Source organism: Salegentibacter flavus (genome assembly GCF_900115145.1).
Lineage (GTDB): Bacteria > Bacteroidota > Bacteroidia > Flavobacteriales > Flavobacteriaceae > Salegentibacter > Salegentibacter flavus.
The window spans coordinates 68,327-80,083 of sequence record NZ_FOVL01000006.1 but is presented as its reverse complement, the minus strand read 5'-3'; the positions used below and the strand labels follow the sequence as shown (position 1 = coordinate 80,083).

At 39.3% G+C, this 11,757-nt stretch carries 14 protein-coding genes; 7 read left to right on the top strand and 7 right to left on the bottom strand.

Annotated elements, in window-relative coordinates; all coding sequences use genetic code 11:
* Nucleotides 1-24: 24 nt before the first annotated feature.
* Nucleotides 25-693, top strand: a complete 669-nt coding sequence (locus BM266_RS06475) for a YceI family protein (protein ID WP_093407383.1) — start codon at nucleotides 25-27, stop codon at nucleotides 691-693.
* 47 nt (nucleotides 694-740) lie between these two features.
* Here the strand turns inward: BM266_RS06475 and BM266_RS06470 are convergent, their stop codons facing one another.
* From BM266_RS06470 to BM266_RS06460, 3 genes are all read right to left on the bottom strand, one after another.
* Nucleotides 741-1,646, bottom strand: coding sequence for a TIGR01777 family oxidoreductase (locus tag BM266_RS06470; protein WP_093407381.1), 906 nt, complete (start codon nucleotides 1,644-1,646; stop codon nucleotides 741-743).
* Between the two features lie 71 nt (nucleotides 1,647-1,717).
* Nucleotides 1,718-2,392 carry a tRNA (5-methylaminomethyl-2-thiouridine)(34)-methyltransferase MnmC2 gene (gene mnmD, locus BM266_RS06465; protein WP_093407379.1) on the bottom strand — a complete coding sequence of 225 codons (675 nt, stop codon included), beginning with the start codon at nucleotides 2,390-2,392 and terminating at the stop codon, nucleotides 1,718-1,720.
* A gap of 1 nt (nucleotide 2,393) precedes the next feature.
* On the bottom strand, nucleotides 2,394-2,876 hold the full coding sequence (locus tag BM266_RS06460; protein ID WP_093407377.1) for a DUF4920 domain-containing protein: 483 nt from the start codon (nucleotides 2,874-2,876) through the stop codon (nucleotides 2,394-2,396).
* Between the two features lie 101 nt (nucleotides 2,877-2,977).
* Between BM266_RS06460 and BM266_RS06455 the strand changes: the two genes are divergently transcribed.
* Nucleotides 2,978-4,048 carry a branched-chain amino acid aminotransferase gene (locus BM266_RS06455; RefSeq protein ID WP_093407376.1) on the top strand — a complete coding sequence of 357 codons (1,071 nt, stop codon included), beginning with the start codon at nucleotides 2,978-2,980 and terminating at the stop codon, nucleotides 4,046-4,048.
* Nucleotide 4,049: 1 nt separating this feature from the next.
* Here the strand turns inward: BM266_RS06455 and BM266_RS06450 are convergent, their stop codons facing one another.
* Entirely contained in the window at nucleotides 4,050-5,057 is a 1,008-nt protein-coding gene (locus tag BM266_RS06450; protein ID WP_093407373.1) for a Gmad2 immunoglobulin-like domain-containing protein, read from the bottom strand.
* Between the two features lie 148 nt (nucleotides 5,058-5,205).
* On the opposite strand from BM266_RS06450, the gene BM266_RS17340 reads away from it, so the two are divergent.
* The 5 genes from BM266_RS17340 to BM266_RS06425 all read left to right on the top strand — a co-directional run bounded on the left by BM266_RS17340 (nucleotide 5,206) and on the right by BM266_RS06425 (nucleotide 8,710).
* The gene (locus BM266_RS17340; protein ID WP_093407371.1) at nucleotides 5,206-5,394 is read left to right on the top strand and encodes a hypothetical protein; all 189 of its coding nucleotides are present in this window, start codon (nucleotides 5,206-5,208) and stop codon (nucleotides 5,392-5,394) included.
* A gap of 70 nt (nucleotides 5,395-5,464) precedes the next feature.
* The gene (locus BM266_RS06440) at nucleotides 5,465-6,496 is read left to right on the top strand and encodes an SRPBCC family protein (RefSeq protein ID WP_093407368.1); all 1,032 of its coding nucleotides are present in this window, start codon (nucleotides 5,465-5,467) and stop codon (nucleotides 6,494-6,496) included.
* A 5-nt stretch (nucleotides 6,497-6,501) separates the two neighbouring features.
* On the top strand, nucleotides 6,502-6,876 hold the full coding sequence (gene crcB, locus BM266_RS06435; protein WP_093407366.1) for a fluoride efflux transporter CrcB: 375 nt from the start codon (nucleotides 6,502-6,504) through the stop codon (nucleotides 6,874-6,876).
* Nucleotides 6,877-7,137: 261 nt separating this feature from the next.
* Entirely contained in the window at nucleotides 7,138-7,476 is a 339-nt protein-coding gene (locus BM266_RS06430) for a P-II family nitrogen regulator (protein ID WP_093407577.1), read from the top strand.
* Between the two features lies 1 nt (nucleotide 7,477).
* Nucleotides 7,478-8,710, top strand: a complete 1,233-nt coding sequence (locus BM266_RS06425) for an ammonium transporter (protein ID WP_093407363.1) — start codon at nucleotides 7,478-7,480, stop codon at nucleotides 8,708-8,710.
* Here the strand turns inward: BM266_RS06425 and BM266_RS06420 are convergent, their stop codons facing one another.
* From BM266_RS06420 to BM266_RS06405, 3 genes are all read right to left on the bottom strand, one after another.
* Nucleotides 8,711-9,307, bottom strand: a complete 597-nt coding sequence (locus BM266_RS06420; RefSeq protein WP_093407361.1) for a DUF1684 domain-containing protein — start codon at nucleotides 9,305-9,307, stop codon at nucleotides 8,711-8,713. It abuts the gene before it with no gap.
* Nucleotides 9,308-9,309: 2 nt separating this feature from the next.
* Nucleotides 9,310-10,731 carry a hypothetical protein gene (locus BM266_RS06415; RefSeq protein WP_093407358.1) on the bottom strand — a complete coding sequence of 474 codons (1,422 nt, stop codon included), beginning with the start codon at nucleotides 10,729-10,731 and terminating at the stop codon, nucleotides 9,310-9,312.
* Between the two features lie 484 nt (nucleotides 10,732-11,215).
* A complete protein-coding gene (locus BM266_RS06405) occupies nucleotides 11,216-11,662 on the bottom strand; it encodes an Lrp/AsnC family transcriptional regulator (RefSeq protein WP_081209655.1) in 447 nt (148 codons plus the stop codon).
* Between the last annotated feature and the right edge of the window lie 95 nt (nucleotides 11,663-11,757).

Genomic DNA, 11,757 nt, shown 5'->3' with positions numbered 1-11,757 from the left:
AATTTATACCTAAATCGACTAAAAATGAGAAAACTTTTGAGTAAAACATTTTTTATTGCTTTTCTAAGTATAGCTGTTACAGGTTGTAAAAATGAAAACAATAAGGCTAAAACAGAAGATGCCAGAGATGCCCGCGAAGCGAATCTTGAAGCTGAAACTTTTAATGTAAAGACCGATGAATCTGTTATTCACTGGAAAGGCCGGAAACCCACCGCCACTCACACGGGGACTATCAAACTTGCAGAAGGTTCCTTCAAGGCAAACGACACCACCATCGAAAGTGGAAGTTTTGTAATCGATATGAAATCCATAGAGGTGACCGACCTAAAAGGCAAGGATCGCTCTGACCTTGAGGCCCATCTAAAAGGTACCGTTGAAGGCAAGGAAGGCGACTTTTTCAATACGAAAGAATATCCTGAAGCCACCTTCGAAATCACCGATATAACTGATGAAAACGGGCAAACGATGCTTTCGGGCAACCTTACTATAAAGGAAGACACCAAAAATATCACCTTCCCGGTTAACATTAATCATAGTGGAGAGCAGGTAGAAATTTCAAGCGATGAATTCAGCATAGACCGTACCCATTGGAAGATTAATTTTGGATCAAGATCAGTTTTTGATGGGCTTGGAGATAATTTTGTTTACGATGATATTAAATTACGGATAAAGCTTATCGCCGAAAAATCTTAAAATCACCATTAATACCAATAGAAAAGTCACTAGGTTTAGTGACTTTTTTATTGCATAAGATCTTCCAGGGCTTTCGCTAAATTGGTGTATTCAAAACTATAGCCCGTCTGCTCTATTTTATCGCTGCTTACCAACTGGCTGGATAGCACAAGCCGTGACATTTCACCCAGCACTGCTTTAATGGCAAAAGCCGGCACATTAGGCAACCATACCGATTTCCCCATTTTCGAGGCGACTTCGTTCACCAGTTCCTTATTGGTCACGGGATTGGGAGCCACAGCATTAAAGGTTCCTTCCAGTTTATTTTCCAGGGTATGCATAAAAATTCCCGCCACATCATTTATATGTATCCAGGATTGCCACTGATTGCCACTGCCAAGCGGAGAGCCCACGTTAAAATTCACAGGCTCCTTTAGTTTCTCCAATAAACCGCCCTCCCGGGCTAAAACAAGGCCTATCCGTATTTTGGCAACATCCATTCCCAGATCACCAAAACTATCGGCAGCTTCCTCCCATTGAACAACAACCTCCCCGACAAAGGAATCATCTACAGCCTCATTATCTTCGGTATAGAGTTTTTCCAGAGAGCTGGGATAAATCCCAATTGCGCTGGCAGAAATAAAATGGGTGATATGATGATTGTTATTCTGAAGCGTTTTATACAGCAGTGCCGCTGTATCTACCCGGCTACTTAAAATTTTATCTTTTTGCTCCTGCGTCCATCTCTTAGCAATATTTTCTCCAACAAGATTAATAATAGTACTTACGCCTTTAAAAGCCTCAGGGTCTACTTCATCTTTTTCCGGGTTCCAGTAAAATCCTTGATAATCGGGGTTGGATTCAATTTTATCTTTGGTGGTAGTAAGATAATTTACCTTAATACCTTTTTCCTGGCATAGCTGGGTAATCTTTGTTCCAATAAGGCCGGTAGCTCCGGTAATTAATACACGCATTTTTCTTTACAAGATAAGCACTTGCCACGGGCTACCCCAAGATTTTATTAGAGGTTTAACAAGATAACATTTCAATTTTTTGTTGCTCTTAACATTTCCCTTTTTCCAGGCGGGCCGGGAAGTCTTTCAACGATGAAACCTACCTTTTGCAGAGCACGTCTAACACTACCTTTTGCCGAATAAGTGACTAGGATTCCTCCCTCTTTTAGAGCAGAATACATGATTTCAAAAATCTCCTCGGTCCAGAGTTCAGGCTGCACCCTGGCCCCAAAAGCATCAAAATAAATAATTTCAAACTCATCTTTTATGGTGATCTCATCAAATTTCTTCTGAAGTTTTTTTAATTTAAAGTTATCGCTTATTTCTACCGGTTGTCCCCAGGGGCAATTATGCATCTTCTGTAATGCCCAATCCTGACTTCCAGCTGAAAGCATTTCAGCATAATTCAAGGCTGCAATTTCTTCAGAAGTGACAGGATAAGCTTCCACCCCGGTATAGTCAAATTGCAGAGGCAAATTCTGAGCTTCCAGAAAAGTGATAAAAGCGTTAAGCCCGGTACCAAAACCTATTTCCAATATGGAAATTTGAGGTTTTGGGCTTTGCTTTAAGAAATGATGCAAACCCATTTTAATAAAAACATGTTGGGCTTCCTGTACCGCGCCGTGTTTAGAATGGTATTGTTCATCCCATTCGGGTAAATGAATTGTTACAGACCCATCGGCGGTCTTTATTATCTTTCTTTCCAAATTATTCTTTTAACAAAACCCCGTGCGCCAGGAAGGACCTGGTTAAAACGGGCTCATTGATAAGTGCTATTTCTTCTTCAGTTTTTCCCTCATCCCCGGCATAATGTTTTTGATCTTCCACTGAAATTTCTTCCAGATATGCCTTTCCGGCAACTATCACTTCCCTGTCTTCAATATCTTTCGGAACAAAAAAACCGTAATCCTTAAAGGTAACACGTACTTCTTCCCCGGGCAGATCCAGGATCATCCAGCAACCCTTCATCTTGCATACGCTTTTTACTCTTGTAGAAAACTTAAGATCTAAAGTATCCCCAACTTTCAGTAAGTCAAACTGACTTTTCGCTGCCAGGGGTTCAAACGGCTTTTCAGGAGAAATTTTCTCTCCGTAAGATGAATAAGAAACACCTTCAGAATTTTGACCAAAATTCACATTCCAGCAAAACAAGGTCAAAAATAAGGTGATTACAGTAAATACTTTATTCATTATCGATAAGCTTAAGTGAATTAGTAAAAAACTAATTTACCAAAACTTTTGATTTTTATTCTGCCAATATTTCGGTAAATTTGTTAACTAAATTTAAATCAATGAAAACCGACACTTCCTCTCTCGAAATTATAAAATCTACTACCTCTAAACTTGATCAAACTAAGCTGGACAAGCTCGTATTTGGTGAAATATTCACCGATCATATGCTGGAGTGTGATTATGAAAATGGAAAGTGGAAGACCCCAAAAATCAAACCCTATGGCCCCATAGAGCTTATGCCATCGGCGAAGGTTTTTCATTATGGACAGGCGGTTTTCGAAGGAATGAAAGCCTTTAAGGATGAAGATGATAAGATCTGGCTTTTCAGGCCGGAAGAAAACTTTAAACGTATAAATGTATCTGGCGCAAGGCTTGCCATTCCAGAATTCCCGAAGGATTATTTCTTCAATGGTCTTGAGGAATTATTAAAAATAGATAAGGAATGGATTCAGAAAGGTTTCGGCAACTCACTTTATATCCGTCCATTTGTAATCGCTACCGAAGAATGTGTTTCTGCCGCACCATCTACCAAATATAAATTTATGATTATTTGCTCACCCGCCCAGGCTTATTACAGCGGCGAGGTAAGAGTGAAATTTTCAGAAACCTTTAGCCGTGCTGCCGATGGCGGCGTAGGATATGCCAAAGCTGCCGGAAACTATGCTGCGCAGTTCCATCCTACAAACCTTGCAAAAGAGGAAGGTTTTCAGCAGATAGTTTGGACCGATGCTAATACGCACGAATACTTGGAAGAAGCGGGAACTATGAATATTTTCTTCAGGGTTGGAGATAAATTGCTCACTGCTCCTACCAGCGACAGGATTCTGGATGGGGTTACCCGAAAGAGCATTATTACACTTGCCGAAGAATTCAATATTCCTGTTGAAGTGAGAAAGGTAAGCGTGAAAGAGATCGTTGAAGCTGCCAGAAAGGGAGAATTAAAAGAAATGTTTGGTGCCGGCACAGCAGCAGTGATCAACCCAATTGTTGGCTTTGGTCACAAGGGTGAAAAATTTGAGCTTCCAAAATTAGAGGATACCTACGCTAGTTTCTTTAAAGACAAACTGATGAAAATCCAGTATAACCAGGCCGAAGATAGATACGGCTGGAGATACGAGGTAAAACAGTAGTTTAAAATTTAACTGGGATCCTTAGAATCTGGTCCAGTTCGGGCTTTCCTGAAGCATTGTTTTTTTTAAGCAACAAATATCCCTTTTCGGTATCTGGCTTTTTGAAATCAATACTGCCTTGAAAGTCTACAAAATCTTCGGTCATCCAATCAGCGTTCGCAACTTCTATGTAGCTTGCGCCAAGAGATTGAAAATTACCATCAAGCAATTCCACTGGAGCTGTGGCTTCAAAAAACCAGTTTCCGCGGGCTTCTCCTTTAATCTGGAGAGGAGAGTCTATGGTTTTTCCTTCAACCGGCTTATCAAGCCTGATTAAATCAGAAATATTCTTACGATCATAATTTTCTCGGGAGAACCAAAGACTCTTAAGGATTTCGTCGATCTCCTTTTTAGATTTTCCATCCACTTCACCAAAATATAAAATCTTATCCCCTGTTAGGGGATCGCATTCTTCCATAGGTATTTCCATATCCCTGGAGGATTTACATCTGGCTTTGAAGTCCCGCACTTTATACCTGATAAATATACCGCCAAATTCACTCCAGCTTTCAGGAGGGGTCGCAAACCTGAGGTGAAAACCCCAAACCTCTCCACTATTCAAAAGATAAACCCGGGATTTCTTTTCATCAACTTCAAAAGAAAGAGGCAGTGGATTGCCGAATTCCTCGATAGATTTTTGAGCTCCTGCAGGCCCGTCTACTCCAAATCCGTCAGGTAAAAATGAAATATAGACATTTTCGAAATCCTCGTGAATTCCAAATGGAGGCACCCCAGGGTTATTTTTTCTGAATACATTTATCACGGGAGTCTGACCTGCAAGGCTGTCTTCCCTAACTTCATAATTCACAGGATATTCAAATACGAGCTGAAAATCGGCTGAATTATACTGTTTGGAAGATTTTTTTACAGCACTGCTTTTAGTTTTTCTGGTCTTTGACTCTTCTTTAGATTTTTCTTTACAAGCAGAAAAACTCAACAAACACAATAAGATATAAAGAGTGTATTTCATATTTTTCTTTTAAAATTAGCACAAGCTTTCGAAGAACTATGAATAAGAGCTAATCCTGGCTTTTATAATTTATTAGTTTTCTTTTTGTTCCGCAATAATTAGAGAAGATAAAACTATAAAAATGTAACTTTGCCACAAATTATTCAGAATGTTTAGCACCGGACAATTAGTATTTGCGGCCCTTTTTCTTATTGCATTTGTTGCAATAATTATTTTCTCCTACCGGAAAGATACCAAGCTGCACAAAAAGTATTATAAAGGTAGTATTTACGTATTAATTGGTTTTATTGCTTTCATAATTCTTCTTTTTTTCCTGAAATCATGGCTTGGTCATTAATCTAACCGGGAATAGGCAATATTGGTTTGTTAAATTCTTTATATTAGCAGTATAATCAACCATTGCCAAAATGAAAATAATTAAATACCTTCTCTTTTTACTTCTGATTATTGTAATTGCCGGTTCAATTTATATCGCAACCAAAGACGGGGAATATCACATTGAAGAAACCCGAATAATTCCGGCTCCGGTTGAAGTGATTTTTAATGAAGTGAATGAATACCATAACTGGAAAAATTGGGAACCCTGGTCTCTGGAAACAGATGATATGGTTGTTGAATATGATGAAAAAACCCGTGGTAAAGATGCCGGTTATTCCTGGAAAAGTGAAAGTATGGGAGATGGAAAGATTAAAACCCTGGACGCTAAACCTTTTTCCAGCATTGACCAGGAAATAAACTTTGACACGCCCTTTGGCACTTCCACCAGTGATATTTACTGGGAATTCAACCAAATGGAAGATAGCACTAAAGTTACCTGGGGTATGAAAGGCACCCAGAGTTTCATGGAAAAACTCGCTTTCAGTTTCCAGTCGGAAACCTTAAGTGAAATGATGCGGCCAATGTTTAGAAAAGGCCTGGAAAACCTGGAAAATTCAGTGATAAAGAAGATGGAAAAGTTTACCATCAATATAGATGGAGTGATACAGCACGGAGGTGGCTATTATATGTACACCACTACAGCCACCAAAACTTCCCAGGTTAATCAGCGGGTACAAAAAATGATCGCAGATGTAAGAACCTATATGGAAGAAAATAATATAGAAATAAGCGGGAAACCTTTTACCCTTTATAATGAAAGGGATGAAAATGCTGGCACAGCAATTTTTTCAGCAGGGATCTTTACACCGAGTCAGGTGGTAACGCCAAACAATAGCCGGGTACTTAACGGCAACCTTCCAAACCAAAAAGTTTTAAGAGCAACCCTTAAGGGTGATTATAAAAACCTCCCGGATGCCTGGAATACTGCTTACGATTATATTGAAGAGCACAGCCTGGAATTAAATGAAGAAGAAGATGTTTTTGAAGTCTATATCACCGGGCCTAAAAGTAGCTCAAACCCGGCAGACTGGGTTACCCAAATTCATTTTCCTATTAAATAGTTTTAATGACTAAACAAATTATTCTTGTATTTTTAGGAGGTGGCCTTGGCAGCGCTTTAAGATTTCTGGTAACCAAATACCTTAACAAAGCTCATTTCAATATTCCATATGGCACCCTTACGGTTAATATACTGGGAAGCTTGCTACTGGGAATTATTCTCGGCTGGGCCATAAAGAACAATGCCCTGAATTCAAATATCAATCTTGCACTTGCTGTAGGGTTTTGTGGAGGCTTCACCACTTTTTCCACTTTTGCTTTTGAAAATCAAAGCCTTCTAAAGTCGGGAGATTATCTTCATTTTCTAATTTATACTCTGGGTAGTATTATCCTGGGAATTCTTGCTATAGGTTTAGGTCTTTTCTTCTCTAAATCGTTATAACCCCCGAATTCCACATACGAATTCCATAAAAAACGCACCTATATTTATGTTACCCCTAATTTTATAGGGGTTGTTTTCTATATTTTAATAAAAATTAGCATCACACCCCTAATTTTTATTCTTCTGAAGAATTATTTTATACTTTTGGATCAAATCAACAGTCGATTTGAACATACTAAATAGACATAACCGGAATTCAACATAAGGGCGATTACCGATATGAGAATTACCTATGAACATCAAAAGACAATAAAAACACATATGAAAAAGATTGAAGCAATAATCCGAAAATCGAAATTCGAGGAGGTTAAGAATGCCCTTCAACAAATTGATGTGAACTTCTTTACCTACTGGGATGTCACCGGAGTTGGAAATGAAAAACACGGGAAGGTTTACCGCGGGGTTGCCTATAGTACCAGCGATATTCAAAGACGTATGCTTTCTATGGTCGTTAGCGAGGATTTTACCGAAGCAGCGATCAATATTCTTTTAGAAACCGCTTATACCGGGAATGTGGGCGATGGGAAAATATTTATTTCCACGGTCGAAGAAGTTTATAGAATACGAACCAGGGAAACCGGAATAAAATCTCTTAATTAGCATGGACTACGCTGTTTTTACCACCAACAACTTGTGGATGATGATCTGCATAGCTCTTGTATTTATTATGCATCTGGGCTTCTCTCTACTCGAAATAGGGCTTACCCGGGCCAAAAACACCATCAATATTCTCTTCAAAAATGTTATGATCTTAATAATCGGGATACTTTCATACACCCTTGTTGGCTTTAGCTTAATGTACCCGGGAGAAACTTTCGCTGGAGCGGTGTTCGGATTTTCCAATTTTGGTTTGCTTTTACCCTCCAACGGTCTCTCTGCCGATTATGCCGATGGTGCTTATACTTTTTATACCGATTTTCTGTTTCAGGCAATGTTTGCAGCAACCGCAGCTACTATTGTTTCCGGTGCAGTAGCTGAACGAATCAAACTTTCAAGTTTTTTGATCTTCTCGATATTGTATGTTGGCTTCATCTACCCCATAACCGGAATGTGGAAATGGGGTGGCGGTTTTCTGGACAAACTTGGTTTTTACGATTTTGCCGGCTCAACCCTGGTTCATTCTGTGGGAGGCTGGGCAGCCCTGGTGAGCATTACTTTATTAGGTGCAAGAATTGGAAAATTTAAAGAAGGGAAGATAAGTGTGATTCCCGGCCATAGCATTCCATTAGCTACAGTTGGGGTATTTTTACTTTGGTTTGGCTGGTTTGGTTTTAATGGCGGCTCTGTTCTTTCCGCCGATCCTGCCACAACCTCCCTGGTGCTGGTCACCACCTGTATTGCTGCTTCTGCCGGAGGTCTTGGAGCCTTTGTGGTCTCCTACCTTAGATATCGTGACAACGACTTGAGTATGATCCTGAACGGAGTTCTTGGAGGATTAGTAGGAATAACTGCCGGCGCCAACCTAATGGGGGTTATTGATGCCCTCGCTATTGGTTTCATTTCCGGAGTATTGATAGTCCTGGCAGTGGCATTTCTTGATAGTTTAAGACTGGACGATCCGGTGGGCGCAATATCCGTACACCTGGTTTGCGGAATTTGGGGTACCCTGGCAGTAGGAATTTTCGGAGAACTGGCAGGTTGGTCCCAATTATTAAATCAGTTTGCAGGAATCTTAGCCGTTGGTCTGTTTTGTGTAGCTTCTTCATTCATTATTCTTTTCGGCTTAAAGAAAAGCATTGGCTTAAGGGTTACAGAAATCGAAGAGATCGAAGGTTTGGATGCTCATGAGCACGGAACAGCAGCCTATACAAGTCTGGGAATAAATGAAAGTTGATTAAAACTTTTTAACCCCGGCAGCAACAGGGATTTCCAGATGATTTTCATTCGGAACCACGGGGCAGGAATATTCACCGTTATAAGCACAGTAAGGATTATATGTTTTATTAAAATCTAAAATAATGGAATCACCCTCCGGTATCCTTAAGTCCAAATACCGTCCGCCGGAGTAGGTGGTTTCGCCATTGGTGAGATCGGTGAAAGGAAGAAATAAATAATCATGATATTCAGGATCTGAAATTAATTCTTGATTCTGGTAACAATCTAACTTATATTTCTTTCCATTAAGGCTGAAGTAAATCTCGGCATATTTCCGGTATAACGGAAGTCGCAAAGTTGTGGTAGGCATTGCAAATAATGGCGTGTTTGGAGTCCTCACAAATTTTGCCTTTAGCCTGAATTTGGGGTCTGCCTCAAAGTAATCCAGATTTTTAAAATCCCGAAGATCGTTTTCTTCAAGTGGAGATTCTTCTTCATCTGCAAATTTTAAGTCAATCGCTTTACGATGTTGTTGCAATTCAGCCAAATACTCCTTCTCCTGGGCTATACAAAGATCAAAGATGACCAAAAACAGAGAAAAAACAACAAACTTCATTTTCAGGATTGCTTATAGTATTTTGATTCTCCCAGGTATTTTCTTATTAAATCGTTATACTCTTTGCTCAGTTTCAAATCAAGAATTCCATCAATTTCATACAAAGCATCCATATCGTCATAACCAGTTTTTAATAGGTCTTCCAGATACATCAGGGCTGTCTGGTGATCCCCATCGTGGCCTGCAAGGGAAATAATTTTTAAATATGCTTCAGGATCTTCCTTATCAAGGGCGGTTCTCAAAACACTCACAAAAATTTTAGTATCGATCCCAGCCTGGCTTTCCATGATAATATTGAAATGGCTTCGGGAAAGTTCCTGCAGAAAATCCTGTAATCGGTTGTAGACTTTTTTTTCTGCAAGATTGCCTTTTTCATACAGCTCCTGAAGTTCTTCCATTTGGTATTCCCACCACCCAATATTTTCAAAATTGGTACTTATGATATCCATTTCCATCAGGTAACGATATTCCTCCTGCTTTTCAGCTTCCAGATTCTCTGCTTTCCTAAAATCCCTACGTTGCTGTCTATATACTTTGTTACGCCTTAAAGACTTCATACGATCTTTCAGCTCATCGGTATTTACATCAAAGAGTGCATACTTGGCTTCCATCTGTTCAAGCTTTTCGTAAGCCTGATAGTAATTCCTTTGGCGCCGAAGCATCTCGGTTGATTCAAGTTCGTTGCTGAATAATCGCTGCACCAATTCCTGATTACTCTCTCTAAACCCTCTGTTAATAGCATCAAGGGTAAAAGCGTTTACTGCATTGCTTAACACAAATGAATCAGGCCACTCGTTATTTTTTCCATCAAAATAATTAATTTCAGTAGGAAATTTCCTTTGCTTATAAAATTCAACCAGCGCTTGCATATTAAAAAGCTTAGCGTCTTCATCGCCGGCCACCGCGCTAAAAACAAATGTTTTTAATTTATCGGTAAGTTCTGCATTGGCCCAGGCATCGCCCACAGCAAGTACGCCCTTAATATCCTTATAAATTAAAGGTGCCGCCGATGCCAGTTGGGCACCCTCCCCCAGACCTCCAACATAAACCATATTCGCATTTACCGGCATAGAGATTAGCAAACGGTTTATAAGCCGACTGGCTTTAGGCAGATTGGTCTGCAAGGAAGATTTATTTAAAACCTCATTGGAAGCGGCGATTATATATCCCTGTTCCTCCGCGATACTTCTAAAAAGCTGGGCAGTAAGCCTACCCCGCCCCTGAGGATCGAAAAGAACCAGGACAGGCCAGGTTTCACCATTTTGAAAATCCTGAGGAATGTAAATTGAAAAGGTTTCAGATATACTATCCTGCACGCTTAAAGTATCTACTACCGTTCCCTTGGCTATACGTGCTTCCTGTGAGCAGATTTGACCAAAAGAGAGAATGGCTATAAAAAAACTTAATAATAAACCTCGTTTCATATTACTCCTTTAATATAAAGATACGCATTTTGTAATTTAATATTCTTCCATAAAAAAAGCTTTCGTCTATTTAAGAGGAAAGCTTTTATCTTGGGGCAGAATTAAATTTTTTATTTAGTTTTCACGCGCTGTAATTTGAATTTTTCAGCCGGAAAAATCAATTTGGCTAGAAGGGATATTACCAGTAAATCGGCAAATATTAAAAATAATACTCTCACCACTTCAATTCCGGAGAAGCTAAGACCGGTAAAGCCTATCAGCCCAGTCACTACCGCTAATATTAAAAAAATCGGACTATATTTTCGCATAACTTTTTTTATTGTTTTGTTGGATACAAATCTAAACACAGGTTTGTCGTATAATTATTAAGAAAATTACAATTAATCCCGATTTAACTAAAAGAATATGACCGGCTCAAAATTACGTTAAGGTTTCGTAGCCAAAGCGTGGTTTTTAACAATTGTAGAGTAACCTTAAAATATTTTTAACCAAGTCGCCTCTTTATAGGGGCGTGCTCAATTACATTGGAGAGGATAATATGGGTTTTTATTTCGCCGTAGGTAATTAACCTGTCAATGAATTCGGTGAGATGAACCTGGTCATAAAGCACAACTTCCATAATGATATTCTCATTTCCTGTGATTCGATAACAGTTAACTACTTCTCTGAACTCAACCACTTTTTCAAGAAAGGGTTTTAACCGGCCCATAAATGCTCTAAGGGTAATAATGGCCTTTAGCTGATGTCCTGTTTTGTGATAGGAGACTTCGGTTTTATAACCTGAGATCACCCCGGCATCTTCCATTTTTTTTACCCTTTCGGCCACTGCAGGAGAACTCAAACCGATTTCCCGGCCTATCTCAGAGAAGGACCGCCGCGCATTTTTTTGAAGTTTTTCCAGGATAGCCCAGTTCAATTCATCAAGCTGCATTTTTAATTATTTTAGATATTATTCCTTAAAATCAAAGGTAAATTAAATATATAGAATTAAAACCTAAAGTTAGAACTGAAATTTCCATAGTAAAT